The 21,628-nt window shown below is 71.5% G+C and carries 25 protein-coding genes; 13 read left to right on the top strand and 12 right to left on the bottom strand.

Annotation, left to right across the window (positions count from 1 at the left end; genetic code table 11):
• The first annotated feature begins 125 nt into the window (after window positions 1-125).
• From AB0A65_RS07560 to AB0A65_RS07550, 3 genes are read left to right on the top strand one after another with little or no spacing between them, the layout of a single operon-like run.
• Complete coding sequence (locus AB0A65_RS07560; protein ID WP_359947865.1) at window positions 126-602, top strand: deaminase; 477 nt, start codon at window positions 126-128, stop codon at window positions 600-602.
• 10 nt (window positions 603-612) lie between these two features.
• Window positions 613-1,407: a sulfurtransferase gene (locus AB0A65_RS07555; RefSeq protein ID WP_359947863.1), complete on the top strand. Its 795-nt coding sequence runs from the start codon at window positions 613-615 to the stop codon at window positions 1,405-1,407.
• Entirely contained in the window at window positions 1,404-2,015 is a 612-nt protein-coding gene (locus AB0A65_RS07550) for a hypothetical protein (RefSeq protein ID WP_359947860.1), read from the top strand. The genes AB0A65_RS07555 and AB0A65_RS07550 overlap by 4 nt, the downstream gene beginning before the upstream one ends.
• Before the next feature lie 285 nt (window positions 2,016-2,300).
• Here AB0A65_RS07550 and AB0A65_RS07545 read toward each other — a convergent pair whose 3' ends face one another.
• The 5 genes from AB0A65_RS07545 to AB0A65_RS07525 all read right to left on the bottom strand — a co-directional run bounded on the left by AB0A65_RS07545 (window position 2,301) and on the right by AB0A65_RS07525 (window position 5,609).
• Window positions 2,301-2,987, bottom strand: coding sequence for a metal-dependent transcriptional regulator (locus tag AB0A65_RS07545; RefSeq protein ID WP_359947858.1), 687 nt, complete (start codon window positions 2,985-2,987; stop codon window positions 2,301-2,303).
• A 95-nt stretch (window positions 2,988-3,082) separates the two neighbouring features.
• Complete coding sequence (locus tag AB0A65_RS07540; RefSeq protein ID WP_359947855.1) at window positions 3,083-4,051, bottom strand: sigma-70 family RNA polymerase sigma factor; 969 nt, start codon at window positions 4,049-4,051, stop codon at window positions 3,083-3,085.
• A 148-nt stretch (window positions 4,052-4,199) separates the two neighbouring features.
• Window positions 4,200-4,838, bottom strand: coding sequence for a TRIC cation channel family protein (locus AB0A65_RS07535; RefSeq protein WP_359947852.1), 639 nt, complete (start codon window positions 4,836-4,838; stop codon window positions 4,200-4,202).
• A 69-nt stretch (window positions 4,839-4,907) separates the two neighbouring features.
• The gene (locus AB0A65_RS07530) at window positions 4,908-5,150 is read right to left on the bottom strand and encodes a DUF3039 domain-containing protein (RefSeq protein WP_359948686.1); all 243 of its coding nucleotides are present in this window, start codon (window positions 5,148-5,150) and stop codon (window positions 4,908-4,910) included.
• Between the two features lie 135 nt (window positions 5,151-5,285).
• Window positions 5,286-5,609 (bottom strand): DUF3099 domain-containing protein, encoded by a 324-nt coding sequence (locus AB0A65_RS07525; protein WP_359947849.1) that lies wholly within the window; start codon window positions 5,607-5,609, stop codon window positions 5,286-5,288.
• Window positions 5,610-5,680: 71 nt separating this feature from the next.
• Here AB0A65_RS07525 and dtd point away from each other — a divergent pair, with 71 nt between their 5' ends.
• Complete coding sequence (dtd, locus tag AB0A65_RS07520; protein ID WP_359947846.1) at window positions 5,681-6,118, top strand: D-aminoacyl-tRNA deacylase; 438 nt, start codon at window positions 5,681-5,683, stop codon at window positions 6,116-6,118.
• 60 nt (window positions 6,119-6,178) lie between these two features.
• Entirely contained in the window at window positions 6,179-7,894 is a 1,716-nt protein-coding gene (locus AB0A65_RS07515) for a DEAD/DEAH box helicase (RefSeq protein ID WP_359947843.1), read from the top strand.
• 69 nt (window positions 7,895-7,963) lie between these two features.
• On the opposite strand, the gene AB0A65_RS07510 is transcribed toward AB0A65_RS07515, so the two are convergent.
• The 3 genes from AB0A65_RS07510 to AB0A65_RS07500 all read right to left on the bottom strand — a co-directional run bounded on the left by AB0A65_RS07510 (window position 7,964) and on the right by AB0A65_RS07500 (window position 10,821).
• The gene (locus tag AB0A65_RS07510) at window positions 7,964-8,203 is read right to left on the bottom strand and encodes a hypothetical protein (RefSeq protein WP_091053111.1); all 240 of its coding nucleotides are present in this window, start codon (window positions 8,201-8,203) and stop codon (window positions 7,964-7,966) included.
• A gap of 309 nt (window positions 8,204-8,512) precedes the next feature.
• Window positions 8,513-10,165, bottom strand: a complete 1,653-nt coding sequence (locus AB0A65_RS07505) for an RNA polymerase sigma factor (protein WP_359947839.1) — start codon at window positions 10,163-10,165, stop codon at window positions 8,513-8,515.
• 143 nt (window positions 10,166-10,308) lie between these two features.
• Window positions 10,309-10,821 carry a LytR C-terminal domain-containing protein gene (locus tag AB0A65_RS07500; protein ID WP_359947836.1) on the bottom strand — a complete coding sequence of 171 codons (513 nt, stop codon included), beginning with the start codon at window positions 10,819-10,821 and terminating at the stop codon, window positions 10,309-10,311.
• Between the two features lie 351 nt (window positions 10,822-11,172).
• Here AB0A65_RS07500 and AB0A65_RS07495 point away from each other — a divergent pair, with 351 nt between their 5' ends.
• On the top strand, window positions 11,173-11,469 hold the full coding sequence (locus tag AB0A65_RS07495; protein WP_359947834.1) for a DUF4193 domain-containing protein: 297 nt from the start codon (window positions 11,173-11,175) through the stop codon (window positions 11,467-11,469).
• A 91-nt stretch (window positions 11,470-11,560) separates the two neighbouring features.
• On the opposite strand, the gene AB0A65_RS07490 is transcribed toward AB0A65_RS07495, so the two are convergent.
• Complete coding sequence (locus tag AB0A65_RS07490) at window positions 11,561-12,037, bottom strand: DUF3093 domain-containing protein (RefSeq protein ID WP_359947831.1); 477 nt, start codon at window positions 12,035-12,037, stop codon at window positions 11,561-11,563.
• 66 nt (window positions 12,038-12,103) lie between these two features.
• On the opposite strand from AB0A65_RS07490, the gene dut reads away from it, so the two are divergent.
• Genes dut through AB0A65_RS07470 form a run of 4 tightly spaced genes read left to right on the top strand, consistent with a single transcriptional unit; the run spans window position 12,104 to window position 14,444 of the window.
• A complete protein-coding gene (gene dut, locus AB0A65_RS07485) occupies window positions 12,104-12,580 on the top strand; it encodes a dUTP diphosphatase (RefSeq protein WP_359947828.1) in 477 nt (158 codons plus the stop codon).
• Window positions 12,573-13,316 carry a DUF3710 domain-containing protein gene (locus tag AB0A65_RS07480; RefSeq protein WP_359947825.1) on the top strand — a complete coding sequence of 248 codons (744 nt, stop codon included), beginning with the start codon at window positions 12,573-12,575 and terminating at the stop codon, window positions 13,314-13,316. The genes dut and AB0A65_RS07480 overlap by 8 nt, the downstream gene beginning before the upstream one ends.
• The gene (locus AB0A65_RS07475) at window positions 13,316-13,690 is read left to right on the top strand and encodes an OB-fold nucleic acid binding domain-containing protein (RefSeq protein WP_359947822.1); all 375 of its coding nucleotides are present in this window, start codon (window positions 13,316-13,318) and stop codon (window positions 13,688-13,690) included. The genes AB0A65_RS07480 and AB0A65_RS07475 overlap by 1 nt, the downstream gene beginning before the upstream one ends.
• Before the next feature lie 31 nt (window positions 13,691-13,721).
• Window positions 13,722-14,444: a DUF3159 domain-containing protein gene (locus AB0A65_RS07470; protein WP_359947819.1), complete on the top strand. Its 723-nt coding sequence runs from the start codon at window positions 13,722-13,724 to the stop codon at window positions 14,442-14,444.
• A gap of 53 nt (window positions 14,445-14,497) precedes the next feature.
• On the opposite strand, the gene AB0A65_RS07465 is transcribed toward AB0A65_RS07470, so the two are convergent.
• From AB0A65_RS07465 to AB0A65_RS07455, 3 genes are all read right to left on the bottom strand, one after another.
• Window positions 14,498-15,604 (bottom strand): lytic polysaccharide monooxygenase, encoded by a 1,107-nt coding sequence (locus AB0A65_RS07465; RefSeq protein WP_359947816.1) that lies wholly within the window; start codon window positions 15,602-15,604, stop codon window positions 14,498-14,500.
• Window positions 15,605-15,732: 128 nt separating this feature from the next.
• Window positions 15,733-16,401 (bottom strand): TrkA family potassium uptake protein, encoded by a 669-nt coding sequence (locus AB0A65_RS07460; protein WP_359947813.1) that lies wholly within the window; start codon window positions 16,399-16,401, stop codon window positions 15,733-15,735.
• Window positions 16,401-17,066 carry a TrkA family potassium uptake protein gene (locus tag AB0A65_RS07455; protein WP_359947811.1) on the bottom strand — a complete coding sequence of 222 codons (666 nt, stop codon included), beginning with the start codon at window positions 17,064-17,066 and terminating at the stop codon, window positions 16,401-16,403. Before AB0A65_RS07455 ends, AB0A65_RS07460 begins: the two co-directional genes overlap by 1 nt.
• A 169-nt stretch (window positions 17,067-17,235) precedes the next feature.
• Here AB0A65_RS07455 and AB0A65_RS07450 point away from each other — a divergent pair, with 169 nt between their 5' ends.
• The 3 genes from AB0A65_RS07450 to AB0A65_RS07440 all read left to right on the top strand — a co-directional run bounded on the left by AB0A65_RS07450 (window position 17,236) and on the right by AB0A65_RS07440 (window position 21,564).
• Complete coding sequence (locus AB0A65_RS07450; protein ID WP_359947808.1) at window positions 17,236-18,267, top strand: LD-carboxypeptidase; 1,032 nt, start codon at window positions 17,236-17,238, stop codon at window positions 18,265-18,267.
• A gap of 68 nt (window positions 18,268-18,335) precedes the next feature.
• Complete coding sequence (locus tag AB0A65_RS07445) at window positions 18,336-20,309, top strand: amino acid permease (RefSeq protein ID WP_359947805.1); 1,974 nt, start codon at window positions 18,336-18,338, stop codon at window positions 20,307-20,309.
• An 82-nt stretch (window positions 20,310-20,391) separates the two neighbouring features.
• A complete protein-coding gene (locus AB0A65_RS07440; RefSeq protein WP_359947802.1) occupies window positions 20,392-21,564 on the top strand; it encodes a TRAM domain-containing protein in 1,173 nt (390 codons plus the stop codon).
• Window positions 21,565-21,628 lie beyond the last annotated feature (64 nt).

The following is a 21,628-nucleotide window of genomic DNA, read 5'->3' as shown; positions in this document are numbered from 1 at the left end:
GTCGGGACTGCGCCGCGCGCACGCAACCGTGACTGGAGTGTCGGGGGACTCCCACATGGTATCGGCAAGCGGCAACGCCCGCGGGCTGCCGCCCTGTCGCGCCCGCTGCCGGTACGGTAGGGCCCGTGCAGCACCCGAACGGCCCGGCCCCGAACGCCGCCAACGAGTCCGATGTGGACGACGCGAGGTGGATGCGCCGCGCCTGCGAGCTGGCACTGCGCTGCCCGCCCTCGGCCACGGCGTTCAGCGTCGGCGCCGTCGTCGTCAAGGACGGCCTCGTCGTCGGCGAGGGCTGGTCGCGCGCCGAGGACCCGCACGACCACGCCGAGGAGGTCGCCCTCCGCCACGCGGGCCCCGCCGCCCGCGGCGCGGTCGCCTACTCGTCAATGGAGCCCTGCGCCCGCCGCGCCTCCCGGCCCGCGCCCTGCGCGCACCTGCTCGCGGACGCCGGACTCGTCCGCGTCGCGTACGCCATGCCCGAGCCCGCCAACTTCGTGGCCGCGCCCGGCGGGGACGCCTTTCTGCGGGAGCACGGGGTGGTCGTGACCGTGATGCCCGAATTCGAGGCGGCGGCCGCAGAGCCGAACGCGCACCTCCTATAACCTGGGACCCATGAGGCCACTCATCGACGCAGTCGAGGCCGCCGCCTGGACCGACGCGGTCCGCATCGACGTCCGGTGGACGCTCGGCGGCGACTCCAAGGAAGCCGAGTACGCCGCGGGGCACCTGCCCGGGGCCGTCTGGCTCGACTTCGACAGGGACGTCTGCGGGCCCGTGGGCCCGGTAGGCGGCCGCCATCCGCTGCCCGATCCCGAAGCGCTCCAAGGGGTCCTGCGCGCCGCCGGGATCGACGACGGCACCCCCGTGCTCGTCTACGACGGCGGCGACGGCATGTCCGCCGCCCGCACCTGGTGGACGCTCCGCTGGGCCGGGATCGAGGACGTCCGCGTCCTCACCGGCGGCCTCGCCGCCTGGAACGAGGCCGGGCTCCCCCTGGAGACCCAGGTCCCGCAACGGCCTGCGGGCAACGTGACCGTGCGCCCCGGCGGCCTCCCCGTGCTCGACGCCGACGGCGCCGCCGCCTGGGCCGCCGAGCACCGCCTCGTGGACGTGCGCAGCCCCGAGCGCTACCGCGGCGAGTTCGAGCCCGTCGACCCCGTCGCCGGGCACGTCCCGGGCGCGGTCAACCTGTTCCTCGCCGAGGACGACCTGAACGACATCGACCGCATCAGGGCCCGCTACGAGGCCGTCCCCGAGCCCGCGTTCTACTGCGGCTCCGGGGTCGGCGCCGCCCGCAGCGCGCTCGCCGCCACCGCCGCGGGCCTGCCGACGCCCCCGGTGTACATCGGATCCTGGAGCGACTGGACCGCACGCGGCCGCGAGGTCGCCCGCGGGGAGGAATCATGAAGCGACTCCTGATCGCCGCCCCGGCGGCCCTGCTCCTCGCCCTCGGGGCGTGCAGCGACGAGACCCCCGAGAACGAGGGCCCGCTCGACACGGCCGCCAACGAGGAGTCCGCGTCCGAGGAGGGCACCGAGCCCGTGGAGCTCGACCTCGCCGACGCCGCGGGCGCCTGCCCGTTCATCGACTCCGCGCTCCTCAACTCCACCACCGGCGAGGACTTCCGCTTCGCGTCCGGCGGGCCCGGCGAGGACGCCGGGGAGGACGCGCCCGCGCAGCTCACCTGCGCCGTCCAGACCGGCGAGGCCGCCTACCCGGACCTGACGCTCTTCATCATCGGCACCGACGCCTCCGTCGACGTCTACGAGGAAGAGCTCGCCGACGGCACCTCCGAGGTCACCGGCCTCGGCGAGGCCGCCTACTGGATCGTCCACACCGAGGACACCGGCGCCGGCCCCGCCCTGGAGATGGGCTGGTACGACGGCGGCACCATCTTCGAGATGCGCTACACCACGCCCGTGGACACCGACCCAGCCGCGGTCGAGGGCCTCGTGGACGGCTTCGCGCAGCTCGCCGTCGGCATCTCGACGGCCCAGGCCGAAGCCGCCGGGTAACCGCACTTCCGAGAACGGCCGCCGGACCCCGGTCCGGCGGCCGTTCCGCCTCCCCGCACACGCGAGCGCCCTCCCTGCCGGGGGTGCAAGGAGGGCGCTCAGGTGCGGAGTGCAGTTCGGGGGGTTTCAGGCGTTCGGCTCCGGGAGCGGAGCTACCGCGCAGTTGAAACCGTTTCCAACGCTTTGGCCAGCCTACGCCCCGGTAGTCCCGTGGTCAAGACTCAGTCAGGCGCTTGAAAGACACGACGGTCCCCGCGAAACAGCTTGCGCCGCAACGAATTCGGACTAAACGACAGGAACGGCGAAGATCTTCGCGGCGTCGTCCACCGACAGGCGCAGCGTCCGCGTCCCGGAGGTCACCGCGACCTCGCCGTCCTGGCGGTCCACCGCGATCTCCGCGCCCGGGTCCACGCCCGCCTCGTGCAGCGCGTTCAGCAGGTCCGGGTGGGTCTGCGCCGACTCGCACAGGCGCGTCACGCGCACCTTCGCGCCGGAGGACACCACGCTCAGGGGCCGCTCGTCGGCCTCGCGCGCGTCGGACGGCGCGTTCGCGTCCAGCTCGCCCAGGCCGGGGATCGTGTTGCCGTACGGGGACCGCGTGGGGTGCTGGAGCAGCTCGTACACGCGCTTCTCGACGGTGTCGCTCATGACGTGCTCCCACTTGCACGCCTCGTCGTGCGCCTCGGTGTAGGACATCCCGATGACGTCGACCAGGAGCCGCTCGGCGAGCCGGTGCTTGCGCATCACCGCGACCGCCTGGCGGCGGCCCTCCTCGGTGAGCTCCAGGTGACGGTCGCTCTTCACGTTCAGCAGGCCGTGGCGCTGCATCCGGCCGACGGTCTGCGAGACCGTCGGACCGCTCTGCTCCAGCCGCTCGGCGATCCGGGCGCGCAGCGCCGGGACGCCCTCCTCTTCAAGTTCGAGGATGGTGCGCAGGTACATCTCGGTGGTGTCGACGAGGTCCGTGGTCACAGCTTCGTTCCTTCACTCTGTCCGCCCGCAGGGCACCGGGCGGGGTGGGTCAAGTAGCCGCCAGACCCCCTGTCTGCACCAATGGTATACGGCGATCAGGCCACATAGTCGGCGAGCCGTCCCGCGTAGTCGGGCTGGCGGAGGCGGTGCAGCGCGTTCTTCTCGATCTGGCGGACCCGCTCGCGGGAGAGGCCGAAGTCCGCGGAGACCTCTTCGAGGGTGCGCTGGCGCCCGTCGTCGATACCGAAACGCAGGCGGAGGACGGTTTGTTCCCGTTCGGGCAGGGACGCGAGGACGTTCGCGATGTGGCGGCGCAGCAGGGCGTAGGACACCGCGTCGTCGCCGGCGTTCTCGCGGGGGAGGTGCGCGACGAGGTCGCCGAGGGCCGTGGAGTCGTCCTCGCCGACGGTCTGGTCGAGGCTGACCGGCTCGCGGTCGTAGGACATGAGCTCCAGGACCTTGCCCGGGGTCGTGTCGAGCTCGCGGGCGATCTCCTCGTAGCGGGGCTCGCGGCCCAGCTCGGCCATGAGGTCCTGGCGCACCCGGTTCATCCGCTTGATCTGGTCCACCGTGTGGGCGGGCACCCGGATCGTGCGGGACTGGTCGGTGACGGCCCGGTTGATGGCCTGGCGGATCCACCACGTGGCGTACGTGGAGAACTTGTAGCCCTTCTGGTAGTCGAACTTCTCGACCGCGCGGATCAGGCCCAGGTTCCCCTCCTGGATCAGGTCCAGCAGGCTCATCCCGGCGCCGGAGTAGCGCTTCGCCACGGACACGACCAGGCGGAGGTTCGACTCCAGCATCCGCTGCTTGGCGGCGCGGCCGTCGGCGGCGACGCGGGCCAGGTCGGAGCGGCGGTCGGGGTCGGTGGTCTCGCAGATGCGGCACTCGGCCATGAGGCCGGCCTCGATGGCCTTGGCGCACTCGACCTCCTCGGAGGCGGTGAGCAGGCGGTGTTTGCCGATGCCGTTGAGATAGGCGCGCACGGGGTCGCCGGAGTACTCGGTCGCGCGCTGCGCCGGTCGCTGGGCCGGTCGCTGACGGATGCTGTCGACAGGTGCCATCGGTTTCGCCTTTCGCTGCAATCCCCCCGTGCGGGAGGGGCCCCGCACCGGGCCCGGCGGGCACCGGGCTCGGGTTTACCAGCTTGCAGCGGTTTTCTCGCTTTGCGATCCCCCGGCTCGAAGGGTGGCACGAACCCGGGAGACACGATCAGATATTCGGCTTCGGGGCCTGCCAGCGATACCTGATGGCCACCATCCGTACAACGAAGATCGTCGCGATGGCGATCAGCATGAGCGTCCAGTGGCCGATCTGCGACTCCCACCGGGCGCCCACGGCGACGATGATCGCGCCGATCACCGCGGCCATCGCGTAGAAGTCCTCGCGCAGGACCGCGGGGATCTCCTGGACGAGGATGTCGCGCAGGATGCCGCCGCCGATACCGGAGAGTACTCCGACGATGCAAGCCGCGTAGACCGCGAAGCCGTAGTCCAGGCCCTTCAACGTCCCGACCACGGTGAACAGCGCGAGCCCGGCCGCGTCGAGGACCAGCATGGTGGGGCGCATGCGCGAGAGCGCGGGGTGGAACCGGAACACCACGAGGGACGCGAGGACCGCGACGAGCGGGTACCGCCAGTCGGTGAGCACGAGGGGCTTGGCGTCGATGAGGATGTCGCGCACGGCGCCGCCGCCGAGCGCGCAGAGGGTGCCGATCACGACCACGCCGAACAGGTCCAGGCGCTTGCCGACCGCGGCGCTCGCGCCGGAGGCGGCGAACACCGCGGTGCCGATCAGCTCCGCGACGAGGCTCATGCTCGTCGGCTCGAATCCAGAGATCGCAGTGGTCACACGAGCGTTATAGCAGCCCGGCCCGCGTCACACAGGCGCTCCGGAGGAAGGTGAGAGCCGCGCTTCGCGCTACTTGCGCATCTTCTCGTAGATGTCCTTGCACTGCGGGCAGATCGGGAACCGGTCGGGGTCGCGCGTGGGGACCCACATCTTGCCGCACAGGGCCTTCACCGGGACGCCGTCGACCATCGCGGCCATGAGCTTGTCCTTCGGGACGTAGTGCGAGAAGCGCTCCTCGTCGCCGTCCTCGTAGGTGTAGTTCGGCTGGGTCTCGGTCTGCTCTTCGAGCAGGGTCGAACCGCCGCCGTCCAGACCGCCGGTACCGGTCTCGGGAAGTCCGCTCACGTTGGCTCACTCCTCATCGCGCGGGCAATATCCCTCAATATTGCCACGCAGAAGTTCCGTACCCCGAACTGATCGAGGGCGGCGGGGCCACGCGGGGATCGCCTACTCGGAATCGATCATCGGCCGGTCGGGCGCGGGGAGCGTCTCGGCCCGCCGCTGCCGGTGGAAGAACCGCCCGGGGCGCTTGACGACGCGGTCGTTCGCCAGGAGCACCGCCAGCCACGGGAGCACCGCCATGCCTGCGACGCCGAACAGCAGCCACAGCCACAGGTACGGCGCGTCGGCCATGACGAGGATGCCGAGCAGGATCACCAGGAAGCCTCGGATGGACATCATCACGACATAGCGGATGGTCCGGTACCGGCGCTCCTCCTCCAGGGAGAGGGACGCATCGGTGATGACCGCTGTCTTCTCACGCCGACCCACGCTGTGCCTCCCAGTCCGCCCGCCCACCCTGGTTCGAGCGTACGCCTGCGCCATAGGGGAGGATCGGGGGCATGAGAGCAGTCGTCCAGACCGTCGCCGAAGCAGAAGTCACCGTCGACGGCGCGAGTGTCGGCGCGATCGAGGACGGCCTCCTCGTCCTCCTCGGCGTCACCCACACGGATGGAGACGACGAGGCGCGCTGGACCGCCGAGAAGATCTGGAGCCTCCGGATCTTCAAAGGGCACGGCCGCGAAGGCGAGCGGTCCGCGTCCGACGACGGGGCGCCGATCCTGCTGGTCAGCCAGTTCACGCTCTACGCCGACACCCGCAAGGGCCGCAGGCCCTCCTGGAACGCCGCGGCTCCCGGCCCCGTGGCCGAGCCCCTGGTCGAGGCCGTCGCCGCCCACCTGCGGGCGCTCGGCGCGCACGTCGAGACGGGGAAGTTCGGCGCCATGATGCGCGTCTCCAGTGTCAACGTCGGCCCCAACACGATCCTTCTGGAGCGATGAACGTGACCCGCCTCGCGGCCTAGAATCATCCGGGTCCGTCGTCCACCGTAAGGAGCCCGCATGATCCCGGCCGCCCCGCCCGAGTCGCTTCCGTCGCTTCGGGTCTGGCAGCGCAAGGCGATGGTGTCGTACCACCGGGGTCAGTCGCGGGACTTCCTCGCCGTCGCCACCCCGGGCGCCGGGAAGACCACGTTCGCCCTGCGCATCGCCTACGACCTGCTCGCCGACGGCACCGTCGACACCGTCACGGTGGTCTGCCCCACCGAGCACCTGAAGGTCCAGTGGTCCGGCGCGGCCGCGCGGTTCGGCATCCAGCTCGACCCGGCGTTCCGCAACTCCGCCGTCCACAGTGCCGCCGACTACCACGGCGTGGTCCTCACGTACGCGCAGATCGGCGCGGACCCGGCGGTGCACAAGCGCCGCACGCTCGCCCGCCGCACCCTCGTGATCCTCGACGAGATCCACCACGCCGGCGACGCCCGCTCGTGGGGCGACGGCGTCAAGACCGCGTTCGAGGAGGCCGAGCGGCGCCTGGCGCTCACCGGCACCCCGTTCCGCAGCGACGACAACCCGATCCCGTTCGTGGACTACGAGGAGTACGACGACGGCGCGAAGCGCTCGCGCGCCGACTCCCTCTACGGCTACCGGGACGCGCTCGCCGACGGCGTCGTCCGCCCCGTCATGTTCATGGCCTACTCGGGCCAGGCGAAGTGGCGCACCAGCGCGGGCGACGAGCTCGCCGTGCGCCTGGGGGAGCCGCTGACGAAGGACCTCACCAGCCAGGCGTGGCGCACCGCCCTCGACCCGGAGGGGGAGTGGATCTCGCAGGTGATCCGGGCCGCGGACCGGCGGCTGTCGTCGCTGCGCGCCGCGGGCATCCCGGACGCGGGCGGGCTCATCATCGCCTCGGACCAGAACTCGGCCCGCGCCTACGCGGGCATCCTGAAGCGGGTCACCGGCAAGAGCGCATCGATCGTCCTGTCGGACGACGCGGGCTCCTCGGAGAAGATCGCGAAGTTCGCGGTGTCCGAGCAGGAGTGGCTGGTGGCGGTGCGCATGGTGTCGGAGGGCGTGGACATCCCGCGCCTGGCGGTCGGCGTCTACGCGACGAACGCGCACACCCCGCTGTACTTCGCGCAGGCGATCGGCCGCTTCGTGCGGTCGCGGCGCCCGGGGGAGACCGCGTCGGTGTTCCTGCCGAGCGTGGTGCCGCTGCTGACGCTCGCGGAGAACCTGGAGCAGGACCGCGACCACGTCATCAAGCCGAAGTCGGAGGACCAGGACCCGGAGCTGCTGCTGGAGCAGGCGCAGCGGGTCCTCAACGAGGGCACCGAACTCGGCGGGCAGCGCGAGACCCTGGAGTCGAGCGCGGAGCTGGACCAGGTGATCTTCGACGGCGGCTCGTTCGGCCTGCCGGTGCAGTCGGGGAGCCACGAGGAGCAGGAGTACCTGGGCCTGCCGGGGCTGCTGACGCCCGAGCAGATCCACCTGCTGCTCCAGAAGCGCCAGCGCGAGCAGATGTCGAAGCAGAAGGGCGGCGGCGCCCGCACGGAGGTCGCGGAGCGCCAGACCGCGGAGCCGCCGATGACGAACGCGCAGCGGCGCCTGAAGCTGCGCAAGCAGTTGAACGCGCTCGTGGGCGCGCGCTCGTTCTCCACGAACGAGCCGCACGGGAAGATCCACGCGGCGCTGCGCTCGAAGTGCGGGGGCCCGCCGAGCGCGCAGGCGACCATCGAGCAGCTGGAGGAGCGGATCGCCGCGATCCGCTCCTGGTAGCGGGTTCAGGGGACGACGCAGGGCCCGAGCGGATATCCGCTCGGGCCCTTGAAGTCTCTGTCGTGCGGGCTAGTTCTCCGAGGCCATGAGGTCGGTGCCGCGCCACTCGAATTCGGGGTCGGCGGTGAAGTCGATGGCGATCGGGACGAGCTTCTCGGCGAACTGGTTCGCGTGGTGGCCGCAGAAGACGAGGTCGCCGCCTTCGGCCAGGGTCACGCGAAGCTTTGCCGCGGCGCTACACCGATCGCAGCGCTCGCCCGCGATCGGACGTTCCTCCGTCTGGGGCGGGGGCGTCAGGGTGGATGTCATACCAGGTCCTCCGCTGCGTTCGGTCGTCATGCAATCTGCATGACGCGGGTGTTCTGTCGGCCGGTTGACCGGCTCGTTCCGTTCAACGCCTGCACTGTACTACCCCTTCCCGACAAGTTCCGACTGAGACTCGGCTCACTCGCTCTTGCGGTCGGGATAGTTGTTCCACACCGTAGCCCACGAACCGGCGATCGACAACCCGGCGCGTCTTTCAGGTACCCACCCTTTCGGGTGATACACACCAGGTCCCGGCCTTGCGGTGACGGGCGGTTCGCCTGCGGTGTATGCCGACAGCGAAACCGGACCCCGCTAATCGAGGTAGTCGCGGAGCACCTGGGAGCGGGACGGGTGTCGCAATTTGGACATCGTCTTGGACTCGATCTGGCGGATCCGCTCGCGCGTGACGCCGTAGACCTGGCCGATCTCGTCCAGGGTCCGGGGCTGGCCGTCGGTGAGGCCGAAGCGGAGCCGCACGACGCCCGCCTCGCGCTCGGAGAGGGTCTGGAGCACCTGCTGGAGCTGTCCCTGGAGGAGCGAGAAGGAGACGGCGTCGACGGCCACGATGGCCTCGGAGTCCTCGATGAAGTCGCCGAGCTGGCTGTCGCCCTCGTCGCCGATGGTCTGGTCGAGCGAGATGGGCTCGCGGGCGTACTGCTGGATCTCCAGGACCTTCTCCGGGGAGATGTCCATCTCCTTCGCCAGCTCGTCGGGGCTGGGCTCGCGGCCGAGGTCCTGAAGCAGCTCACGCTGTATGCGGCCGAGCTTGTTGATGACCTCCACCATGTGGACCGGTATGCGGATGGTCCGCGCCTGGTCGGCCATGGCCCTGGTGATCGCCTGCCGGATCCACCAGGTGGCGTACGTGGAGAACTTGTAGCCCTTGGTGTAGTCGAACTTCTCGACGGCGCGGATGAGGCCGAGGTTGCCCTCCTGGATGAGGTCCAGGAACGCCATGCCGCGGCCGGTGTAGCGCTTCGCGAGCGAGACGACGAGGCGGAGGTTCGCCTCCAGGAGGTGGTCCTTGGCGCGGTCGCCGTCGCGGACGATCCATTCGAGGTCGCGGCGCATCTGCGTCGGGATCTCGCCGCCGGCCTCCTTGAGCTGCTTGATGCGCTCGACGGCGTACAGGCCGGCCTCGATGCGCTTGGCGAGCTCGACCTCCTGGGCCGCGTTGAGGAGGGGGACCTTGCCGATCTGCTTGAGGTAGGCGCGGACGGAGTCGGCCGAGGCCGTCATCTCGGCGTCCTTGCGGGCCTGCTTGAGGGCTTCGGAGTCCTCCTCGTCCCACTCGAAGCCGTCTTCCTCGTCGTCGCCCTCTTCGTCCTTCTTGGACTTGCGGGACGTCGCCTTCTTGGCGGCCTTCTTGCGGCCGGCCTTCTTCGCGGGGGCCGCGGCGGCGGCCTCGGCCAGCGCGTCGTCGTCCTCGGCCGCGGCGGCGAGGTCGGCCTCGTCGGGCTCCTCCTCGCCGGGGGCGGCCTTCTTCGCGACGGCCTTCTTGGCCGCGGTCTTCTTCACGGCCGCCTTCTTGACGGCGGTCTTCTTCGCGGCCTTCTTGACCGGGGCCTCGGCCTCGTCGGTCTCGGCTGCGGCGGCCTTCTTCACGGCCGTCTTCTTCACCGCGGTCTTCTTGGCGGCCTTGGCCGTCGTGGTCCGGGAGGAGGTGGCGGTGCGGGCGGCGGGGACGCGCTTGCGCGTGGAGGAGGAGCCGTCCACGACCACGGTGACGTCGGCCTCGGCGAGCGCGCGGAGGACCTTCTTGCCTTCGGCGGGGGAGGCCGACGCCGACTCCAGAACCTGGGCGACCGTCGCGGACGTCAGCTGCCCGTTGCTCTCTCGGGCCAGAGCGAGCAGCGAGTCGGTCAGGGAATTGACGTCTGTGCCGGTGGGACGTGCGTCAGTCACGAGCAACCTTCCGAGGCAATGGCGGGCACGGCGCAGCCGGGCTCCATAGCGGGTGAGCATTGGATATTGGGTCGGCAGCCCAGGTCGGCACAACGACCGGGCAGGCGTGAATTGTAGCGCCGAAAATCGCCTGCGGCCCGTCCGTGATGCCGTTTCGAGCTGTGTTTCCGCATTTTCAGTGAGGCGTCGGGGGTGACGGCGGCCTATTCTACCGTGCAGGTGCCCTCGGGCGCCTCGATGCCGCCGCTCTGCGCGAACGACTGCCGTGCGTCGGACGCGGACCTGACCTCGCGGAAGTCACTCCCCAGGGTGATCGTGATGGGCTGGTCCCAGTCGAGCGCGAACCCGTCGCGCCCCTGGTAGAAGTACGCGTACGTGTGCAGCCCGGCGGCGTACTGCTCGGGCCCGTACTGGACCAGCGCGGTGCCGTCGTAGGTCTCGGGGGCGTCGCCGGTGTCCACGACGACGAAGCCGCGGTCCTCCAGCTGCGAGGCCGCCTGCTCGGCGAGGCCGGACTGGTCCGTCCCGTTGAGGACGATCACCTCGATCTCGGAGGGGTCGGGGATCGGCGCGGTCTTGATCTCCACGGCGCCCGGCTCGCAGTCGCTGCTCGCGGAGAGCTGCGAGTCGTTCTTGATGGCCCAGAGCGTGGCCAGTCCAGCGACCAGCGCCAATGCGCACAGCACGATCAAAGCGCGGATACGAGCGATACGCACGGCTTGCCTCCCCGAGTGTTCTGACCCCAGCAGTTCATCTTCTGGCACCTAGACGATCCGACGTCCCGCAAACGTTGCCATGGAGAGGCTATCGTGCGCGGGTCGTCTCCGTGGGCGAGAGGCGGTACACTCGCAGCCCTCGTAAGGAAAGTGTTTCTCGCCACAATGGGGATGAAAAAGCGGGGGGCATCGTGTATAGGAATGGACTGCACGCGGTAAGGTACGCCGCCTGCACGGAGGAACCGAACCCGCCCGGACCCGAGCCGAGCCGCCGTGTCACCCGAGCACGACGGCGGCACCCCGAGCCCGGATCCGGTGCCACGAATGCAAAACCAATGGGAGTGGAAAACGATGGCAACCGACTACGACGCCCCCCGCCGGGACAAGGAAGAGAACGCCGGACCCGACGGCATCGAGGCCCTCGCGAAGGGCCGCACCGATCAATCGGGGTCGGTGGATGTCGACGAAGCCGAGGTCGCCGAGAACTTCGAGCTGCCCGGCGCCGACCTCGGCGACGAGGAGCTCTCCGTCAAGGTCCTGCCGATGCAGCAGGACGAGTTCCGCTGCTCCTCCTGCTTCCTGGTCCACCACCGGAGCCAGTACGCCAAGGAGAAGAACGGGCAGCCGATCTGCAAGGACTGCGCGTAGGCGCGACTGACGACCCCTCGGACAGCGCACGGCTCGTAGGAACTCCCTGCGGGCCGTCTCGCTTGCCCCGGGAGGCCCGTTCACCCGCCGTTCAGACCCCGGCGGGCTCGGACGCCAGCATCGCGTCACGGAGCCGCTCGGGGCGCCGCGAGGACACGATCCAGTACGGCGTCGGGTCCTCCGGGTCGTCGAGCACGATCCGCACGCCCCGGTTCAGCCACGGCCGCTGCACCGCGAACGCCAGCGGGTGCTGGGCCACGCCCAGCGCGTCCGAGTACGCGACGGGCTCCAGCACCTCGACCGAGGCCACCGCCGACATCGGCAGCCGCGCGTCGTCCACGTGCAGCCACACCTCGCCGGACTCCTCGACCACCCGCACCGGGAGCCGCCCCAGCCACCACGCCCCGACCAGGGGCACGACCAGGACCACCGCGCTGGCGGCCACGCGCCACCAGCGCATGTCGCCCATGTTCGACAGGGCCGCGGCGACCACCGCGAGCGCCAGCACGGCGAGCCAGCCCGCCACCGGGAGCCTCATGCGCTCGGCGTACCGTTCCCCACTCCTCATGTCTGAGACCATATCCCCGCACCCCCGGTTCCCGCCGCGGCGTGCGGCGCGAGTGAGAGGAACCCGATGACCGCGGAAGTCCCGGTCGCCGTCCGGCGGCTCGACCCCGACCTGCCCGTCCCCGCCTACGCCCACCCGGGCGACGCGGGCGCCGACCTGTACGCGGCCGAGGGGGTCACGCTCGCGCCCGGCGGGCGCGCGCTCGTCGGCACCGGGGTCGCGGTGGCGATCCCCGACGGGTACGTCGGGTACACGAACCCGCGGTCCGGGCTCGCGCACCGCCTCGGCGTCACCATCGTGAACGCGCCCGGCACGATCGACTCCGGGTACCGCGGTGAGATCAAGATCAACCTCGTGAACCTCGATCCCGAGCGGACCGCCGTCATCGAACGCGGCGACCGTGTCGCACAATTGGTTGTCCAACCGGTGGTGCGAGCCCGCTTCACCGAAGTCGACGGGTTCGCGCCCACCGAGCGCGGCACCGGCGGCCACGGATCCACCGGCGGGCACCGCCGACTTGCAGAGGAGAGCGAACGTGTTTAAACGGCGACGGGGGTCGAAGAAGCAGCGCCCCGCTGAGGGCGCGGTCCTCGACTCGCTGGCCGAGAGCGGCGACACCTACGAGCGTGAGGCCACCGAGGGCCCCTACGACGCCGCCGACGCCCCCGAGGACGACATCCGGCGCATCGACCTGGGAGCGATCCGACTGCCCGTCCCCAAGGGCGTGGGCTTCCAGGCGCAGACCGACGCCAAGGGCAACATCAGCCAGGTCCTGCTCACCACGGGCGCGTCCGCGCTCCAGCTGCTCGTGCGCGCCGCCCCCCGCTCGGAGGGCATCTGGCCGGAGATCCGCGAGGAGCTCGCGGCCACCGTCAAGGGCCAGGGCGGCGAGACCGAGGAGGTCGAGGGCCGCTGGGGGACCGAGCTCATCGCGAAGGTCGCCACGAAGAAGGGCGCCAACACGGTGCGCTTCTGCGGCCTCGACGGCCCGCGCTGGTTCGTGCAGGCCACGTTCCAGGGGCAGCGCGCCCTCGACGAGGACGCGGCGCCCGAGCTGGACGAGGCCCTCACGAACCTGGTGATCGACCGCGGGAACATCGCCATGCCGGTGCGCGAGCCGCTGCCGCTGAAGCTCCCGCCGAAGATGGCCGAGGAGGCCGCGGCCCGGATCGCCCAGCGCAAGGCCGAGGGCGGCGACGGGTCCCGCGCGATCATCGCGGCCGGGGACACCCCGCGCCCGCAGGTGCGCCGCAAGCCCTCGCCCCGCCCGAAGCGGTAGTGGACGCCGCCCCCGCCCGCCCGGGCCTGCGCGCCTGGCTGCGGCGCCTGGCGGTCCCGCAGCAGGAGCTGTTCGCCGCCGAGGTGCGCCGCGAGACCGACCCGGACGCGGTCCCGCTCGCGGACCTGGAAGCGCGGCAGCTCGCCGTCGTGGCCGGGCGCCTGCGGGCCGTCGTGCACCGCACCGACGGGCGCTCGCCGTCCGTGGAGGCGGAACTGTACGACGGCACCGGTCAGGTCGCATTGGTCTGGATGGGCCGACGGCGTATCGTGGGCCTGGAGGCCGGGACCAGGCTCGCCGCACGCGGACGGGTCGGCCGGCTGGGCGACGGTCGCCTCGCGATCTTCAACCCGACCTACGAGCTGCGCCCCTGAGCGCGGACCGTCCCGAACTGGAAGGCCCGCATTGAGCACCGAGACGCCGAGCCGCAAACCCGACGCCGAGTCCCGCGACGGCGCCGACCCGGACGAGCTCCCGCCGTTCACCGAGCAGCTCTCCCAGCAGCTCGGCGGCGTCAAGGGCGTCGTCGAGGCCGCCGTCCCGATCACCCTGTTCGTGGTCCTCAACCCGATCCTGCCCGATCAGATGGGGCCCCTGTCGGGCCTCCAGTGGGCGATCATCCTGTCCGCCGCGAGCGCCCTCGGCATCGCGGCCTGGCGGGCGGTCCGCAAGGAGTCGGTGCGCCACGCCCTCAACGGGCTCTTCGGGATCGCGCTCGGCGCGTTCCTGGCCTGGCGGTCCACGGACGCGCGGGACTTCTACCTCCCCGGCATCATCCAGGGCGCGATCTACGGGGTCCTGCTCATCGTCTCGGCGCTGGTGCGCCACCCGGTCATCGGGTGGATCTACGCGGTCGTGGCGCAGGGCGGCAAGAAGGAGTGGCGGCAGAACAAGCCGCTCGTGGACGTCCTCAGCCGCATCACGATCCTGTGGGGGATCGTCTTCATCATCAAGAACGCGGTCCGCATCTGGCTGTACTGGATCGACGCGGAGAACGCGCTGGGCCTGGTGACGCTGTTCGGCGGCTGGCCGGTGACGATCGCGCTGACGGCGTTCACGATCTGGGCGGTGCGCCGCCACATGAAGGCCGTCGAGGAGGCGGCCGCCGCGTCCCCGAACGCGGCCTGAGACTCGCGTAGAACGGCCCGGAGCGTCCGCTCCGGGCCGTTCTCCGTTCCCGCCTAACTCGGGAAGCACTCGAAGGCCGGTGGGGCCGTGAGCGAACCGGAGACGTTGAACCCGAACTCGACGGTGCCGTTCAAGGGCACCGCGGCGTTCCAGGAGACCGGGGACGCCATGTCGACGCCTCCCATGACGGAGTGCTCGGCGTTCCATATCTGGCTGATCGTCACGCCCGAACTCGGCCAGGCCCAGTGGAGCATCCAGTTGTGGATCGCCTGGGTGCCGGTGTTCTTGACCTTGACGCTGACCGTGGCGCCGGAGCCCCACGAGTTGACCGTGGCCGTCGCGGAGCACGCGTACCCGGCGGCGGGGCCGCCGGTGGTGGGCTCCTCCGTCGGCTCACCGCTGGTCGGACCGCCCGTGGTGGGCCCGCTCGTGGGCTCCTCGGGCTGGCCGTCGCCGAACCACACGTCGGAGCACGAGTAGAACGACTGGTCGAAGTGGCTGGCCTGCCAGATCATGAAGACCACGTGGTGGCCGGTGCGGTTCGGCGCCGACACGGGGATGTCGACGAGCGTGCCGCCGCCGCTGGGCGGGGTCCGCCCGACGCCCGGGTCGATGTCGCCGGTGTCCTTCAGCAGCTCCAGGTCGGCCCAGTCCAGCGCGTCGGTCTGCGCGTCGTACCCCTGTTTCGTCACGTAGATCCGGTAGTAGTCGGCCCCGTGGTTGGCCTGGTCCCAGTTGGTGAACGTGAAGTTGTTGTCCACTTGGGTGGTCTTCCAGGGTCCGGGGTCGTCCAGGGGGGCGTACCGGGTGCCGCCCGTGAGGCCGCCGGAGCAGAGGTGGTTGTCGGGCAGGGCCGCCTGGTGGTTGCCGCCGACCTGCTCGCGGTAGAGGCCGTTCCAGTTCCACATGGCGTTGGGGTCGTTCTGCCAGGCGGCCCAGCACATCGGGTCCTCCTGGGCCATGTCCGGGTTCTGGAAGTCCGAGCCCCACCGCTCCCAGCAGCTGTAGTGCCGCGAGGAGGGGCCGATGGCGGTGCCGTGGCTGGAGGCGGGCTGGACGAACAGGACCGCGGCGGTCCCGGCCGCGAACAGCGCGGCTATGAGGACGATGAGGCTGCGCAGCTTTCTGCCGCCCGCGCCTCGTCTTCGGAAGTTGAGCATGATAGCGCTCCCAAAATATAGGAACATTGAGAACCTTCAATGTAACGTGAGCGCGGAGCGGATGTAAACCCCACCAGGGGAAATTTCGTCGCCTCGCCCGATCAAACGCGCCCGGCGGCACGGACCGGTCAGAGGCGGGTCTTGCCGAGCATCACCGCGCGCGTCGCGTCCTCGGCGTCCTCGTGGCACACGAACACCAGCTCGTCGCCCGCCTCCACGGTGTCGTCCGGCGTCGGCGCGATGACCCGCCGGCCCCGGATGATCGCCACCAGCGCCACGTCGTGCGGCAGCGGCACCTCCGCGACCCGCCGCCCCACGTGCGGGGCGTCCACGGGCAGCGTGATCTCCACCAGGTTCGCCTGCGACTGGCGGAACGTCAAGAGCCGCACCAGGTCCCCGACGCTGACGGCCTCCTCCACGAGCGCGGCCAGCAGCCGCGGCTTCGACACCGAGACGTCGACGCCCCACTCCTCGTTGAACAGCCACTCGTTCTCGGCCCGGTTCACCCGCGCGACCACCCGCGGCACCGCGAACTCCGTCTTCGACAGGAGGCTCACCACCAGGTTCACCTTGTCGTCCCCGGTCGCGGCCACGGCCACATCGCACATCTCCAGGTGCGCCTGGCGCAGGTTCTCCAGCTCGCACGCGTCCGCGAGCAGCCACTCCGCCTCCGGGACCCGCTCGGGCCGCATCGAGTCGGGGTCCCGTTCGATCAGGAGCACCTGGTGGCCGTTGCCCACCAGCTCCGACGCGATGGACCGGCCGACGTTCCCGGCCCCGGCGATCGCCACCCGCATCACGACACCCCCTGCGGGGCCGCGCCCGCGATCCGCTTGATCCCCGCCTCGTCGCCGTCGGCGACCAGCATGAACACCTGGTCGCCGTCCTGGAGGACCGTCGACGCGGTCGGCAGCGCCGCCCGCCCGAACCGGTTGATGTACGCCACCCGGTGGCCCGTCGCGTGCTCCAGGACCGCCAGCGCCGTCCCGTACCAGCCCTCGTCGCACAGCACCTCGACCATCGACAGCGTCGCCGTCGGGTCCCGCCACAGGGCCTCCTGCCCGTCCGGGACGAGGTGGCGCAGCAGCCGGTCGGCGGTCCACCGGACCGTCGCCACCGTGGGGATGCCGAGGCGCTCGTACACGGTGGCGCGCTGCGGGTCGTAGATCCGCGCGATCACCTTGGGGACGCCGTAGTTCTCGCGCGCGACCCGCGCGGCGATGATGTTCGAGTTGTCGCCCGAGGACACCGACACGAACGCGTCGGCGCGCCCGATCCCCGCCTTCGCGAGGACCTCCCGGTCGAACCCGACGCCGCGCACCGTGGTCTCGTCGAAGTCCGGACCGAGGCGCCGGAACGCCTTCGGGTCCTGGTCGATGATCCCGATCGTGTGCCCGCGCTCCACCAGGCTCCGCGCCAGGGACGAGCCGACGCGCCCGCACCCCATGATCACCACGTGCACCGGCACCCCACCCCTCGATCGGACGTGCAGTGACCTTACCGCGCCCCCGGTCGCGGCGCCCCGCTCGCGTCCTGTCCGGACTCCCCCGAAATATGTCGGCGCGGGCTGCGTCATCCGGTCCCCGAAAGCGTCTAGCTAATGGAACGTGTTCTGCCGCAAAGGAGCCCTGATGGAACGTCACCCGTCCCTGTCCCGCCGCGCCCTCATCGGCGGCCTCGCCGCCGGAGCGGTCGCCGCCGCCGCGACGGCCGCGCCCGCCGCCGCGAAAGGCCGCGGCCGCAAGCCCAAGAAGCTCGTCCCCGGCGACCTCGTCGTCGTCCCCGCCCCCGGCGGGCCCTCCACCGCCGCGGCCGTCGCCCGCGGCACCGCGATCCTGGAATCCTGGGGGCTGCGCGTCGAGCTCACCGAGCACGCCCTCGACACGTTCGGGTACCTGTCCGCGCCCGACGAGGACCGCCTCGCCGATCTCAACTACGCGTTGGGCCACCCGGAGGCCAAGGCGCTCATGACCGTCCGCGGCGGCTACGGGACCACCCGGATCATCGACGGCGCCGACGTCGAGGCCCTCGAAGACCACCCGAAGCTCGTCATCGGCTACTCGGACATCACCGCGCTGCACTTCGCGGTCGCCGAGCAGACCCGCATTCCCACGCTCCACTCGCCGATGATGGCCTGGTCCTCGAACAACACCGACGCGACCGCCGCGTCCCTCAAGGCCGCCGTCATGACCGCCGACCCGGTCGTCCTCACCCGCGACCCCGCCGAGTCCACGGCGGGCGTCGAGGTCCCCGGGACGGCCTCCGGGAAGCTCCTCGGCGGGAACCTGTCGCTCATGGCCGCCGAGCCGGACCGGTCCAACTGGCCCGACCTCGACGGCGCGATCCTCCTGGTCGAAGAGGTGGAGGAGGCCCGGTACCGGGTCGACAACATGCTCACCCGGATCATCCGGGCCGGGCATTTCGACGGCCTCGCGGGGATCGCGGTCGGCCAGTTCGTGCCGCACCCCCTCGACGAGTACCGGCCCGGCGAGTGGACCATGAACGAGGTCTTGCTCGACAAGCTCGGGGACCTCGGCGTGCCCGTGCTCGGCGGCCTGAAGATCGGCCACGACCTCGACCCGCGCGTGGTGCCCCTCGGCACCGGCGCGGTGCTCGACACCGCGGCCGGGACGCTCACCGTCGAAGCGGCCGTCCGGGACTGACGCGCACCAGTGGGGCCGCGGGGAATCTCGCGGCCCCGTGGCGCGCCGCGGGGCGCTACGCTACGGCCGTGACAAGGTCGTGGGCGGTCCTCAAGCGGCTGCTGGTGGGCGAGCCGTTCGCCTCGGGGCGCGGATCGTCCCTCGTGCTCTCCAAGCGGTACGCGATCCCGCTGCTGGCGGTCAACCCCATCTCCTCGATCGCGTACGCCCCCGAGCAGGTGTTCCTCGTCCTCGGCGTCGCCGGGACGGCCGCGTTCGCGCTGTCGCCGTGGACGGGCCTGGCGATCGGCGCGGTCATGGTCGCCGTCATCGCCTCGTACCGGTACACCGTGCAGGCGTACCCGGGCGGCGGCGGGGACTACCGGGTCGTCACCGCGAACTTCGGGCCCGGCGCGGGCCGCCTCGCCGCGGCCGCGCTCGTCCTCGACTACATCCTCACCGTCGCCGTGTCCACCGCGGCGGCCGTCGCCGCCGTGGACGCCCTGGTGCCGGGCCTGCGGCCCTGGCGCGAGTGGCTCGCCGCCGCCGTGATCGCGCTGCTCGCCGCGTTCAACCTCCGCGGCCTGCGGGTCTCCGGGCGCGTCGCCGCCGCCGTCACCGTCGCGTTCGTCGCCGGGGTCGCCGCGATCGTCCTCACCGGGCTCGTGCGCCTCGCGACGGGGGAGGACCTGACGGCCGCCACGGCCGGGCAGGACGCCCGCGAAGGCGCCCAGGAGTGGACCTCCGCGGCCCTGTTCCTGCTGTGCGCCAGGGCCTTCGCCGCCGGGTCGGTGGCGGTCACCGGCATCGAGACGTTCACGACCCGCGTGCGCTTCTTCCGGCCCCCGCGCGGGCGCAACGCAGCCGCCGCGATCACCACCGTCGGCGCCGCCACCGTCGCCCTGTTCATCGGCACCGTGGTCCTCGCATTCCTCACCGGCGCCCAGACCTCCGCGAACCCCCGGAGCGACCCGGACCTGCGCTACCCGCTCCTCGCGCAGCTCGCCGACACCGTCTTCGGCTCCTCGCCCGCCGCCGTGTGGCCCGTCATGCTCGCCACCGCCGCGGTCCTCCTCCTCGCCGCGAACACCGCGTTCGTGGGCTTCCCGCAGCTCGCGTCCGTGTTCGCCGAGGACTCGCTGCTGCCCCGCCAGCTCCACAAGCGCGGCGACCGGCTCGTGTACTCCAACGGCATCCTCATCCTCGCCGTCGCCGCCGCGCTCCTCGTCGTCCTCTACGGCGGCGGCGCCTACGAGCTCATCGGCCTGTACGTCGTCGGCGTGTTCCTCTCGATGGTCCTGTCGCACGCCGCGATGTCCCGCCACTGGCGCCGCGTGCTCGACGTCGAACGCGACCCGGGCCGGCGCGCCCGCGCCCACCGGGCCCGCGCCACCGCCGTCGCCGCGGTCCTCGCGTGCGCCGCCGTCCTCGTGATCGTCGCGTTCACGATGTTCCGGCGCGGCGGCTGGATCGCCGTGCTCATCATCGGCGGCTGCTACCTCCTCATGCGCGCCATCAGCACCCACTACGCGGCCGTGCGCGGCGAGATCGAGCTCCCCAAGGGCAAGCCGCCGCTGCCCTCGCGCAGCCACGCGATCGTCCTCGCCTCCAGCGTCAACCTGCCGCTCATGCGGATGCTCTCGTACGCGAAGGCCCCGCGGCCCGACACCATCACCGCGCTCACCGTGAACGTCGACGCCGCCGCGTCCCGCCGCCTCGTCGCCGAGTGGGACCGCCGCCGCATCGGCGTGCCCCTCACCGTCCTCGACTCGCCCTACCGCGAGATCACCGGCCCGATCGTCGACTACGTCAAGGCCCGCCGCCGCGACGCCCCCAGGGACGTCGTCACCGTCTACCTCCCCGAGTACGTCGTCGGCCTCGGCCCCCAGCGCGGCCGCCTGTCCCGCGGCTACTTCAACTGGTCCACGAGCCTGCTCCACAACCAGACCACCAAGGCCCTCCACCGCCAGCTCAAGTACGAGCCCGGCGTCATGGTCTGCACCGTCCCGTGGATCCTCGGCGACAGCACCGAGCCGCCGCCGCTGCGCCGCATCCCCAAGTAGCGCGATCCCCGCATCGCACGGTCCCGTATCCTTGCGTGCGGCCCGCCGCACCCGGCGCGGGCCGAGGGGGAAGAAGGACACCATGATCGTCACCGTCGGAGACGTCGCGGCCGGAGGCCACTGCGTGGCCCGCGTGGACGGCGAGGTCTACTTCGTGCGCCACGCCCTCCCCGGCGAGCGCGTCCGCATCGAGATCACCGACCGCAAGAAGCGCTTCGCGTTCGCCGACGCCGTCGAGGTCCTCGAAGCCTCCCCCGACCGCGTGACGCCCCCCTGCCCGTGGTCCGGGCCCGGCAAGTGCGGCGGCTGCGACTTCCAGCACGCCGCCCCCGACGCCCAGCGCCGCCTCAAGGCGAAGGTCCTGTTCGACCAGCTCACCCGCATCGGCGGCATCGACCCGGCCCTCCTCGACGGCGTCGAGGTCGAGGCCCTCCCCGGCGGGCCCCTCGAATGGCGCACCCGCATGCAGTACGCCGTCGACGAGGACGGCCGCCCGGGCCTGCGGCAGCACAAGTCCCACGACCTCGTCCACATCGACTGGTGCCGCATCGCCTCCGACCGCATCCGCGAATCGGACGTGCTCGACCGGAACTGGGACGGCATGGGCGCCGTGGGCGTCGTCCACGCCGACGACGACGAGCTCTCGGTCTACACGCAGCTGCGCCGCACCGCCCGCCCCCACCACAAGAGCGGCCCCAGGCTCCTCCACCAGACCGTCGGCGACACCGTGTTCGAGATCGGCTTCGACGCGTTCTGGCAGGTCCACCCCGCCGCGGCCCCCACGTTCCTGGAGACCGCGATCGACTTCCTCCAGCCGCGCGAAGGCGAGTCCGCGTGGGACCTGTACGCGGGCGCCGGGCTCTTCGCGACCGGCCTCGCCCCCGCCGTCGGCGACACCGGCCGCGTCATCGCCGTCGAGAACGCGCCCGCCGCGCGCACTGCCGCGAACCTCGCCTCGTTCAAGAACGCCGGGGCGATCGACGGCGACGTCGCCGCGATCATCCCCGACCTCGGCTCGGTCGACCTCGTGGTCCTCGACCCGCCCCGCGCCGGGGCCGGGGCCGAGGTCGTCGTGGCGCTCGGCGAGGCCCGGCCGCGCGCGATCTGCTACGTCGCGTGCGACGCGGGCGCGCTGGCGCGGGACGCGAGCGACCTCGCGATCGAGGGGTACGAGTTGAAGCGCCTCCGCGCGTTCGACGCGTTCCCGATGACCCAGCACTTCGAGACGGTCGCCCTCTTCGAGCCGGTCGACTGAGGCGCATAATCGGGTGGTGGGGTAGCCTGTCGCCCCAGCAGAAAGCACTCCTCGGAGCCGATCG

The sequence above is a fragment of the Glycomyces sp. NPDC047010 genome (genome assembly GCF_040644205.1).
Classification (GTDB): Bacteria; Actinomycetota; Actinomycetes; order Mycobacteriales; family Micromonosporaceae; genus Glycomyces.
This window is presented reverse-complemented; position numbering and strand designations above follow the sequence as displayed.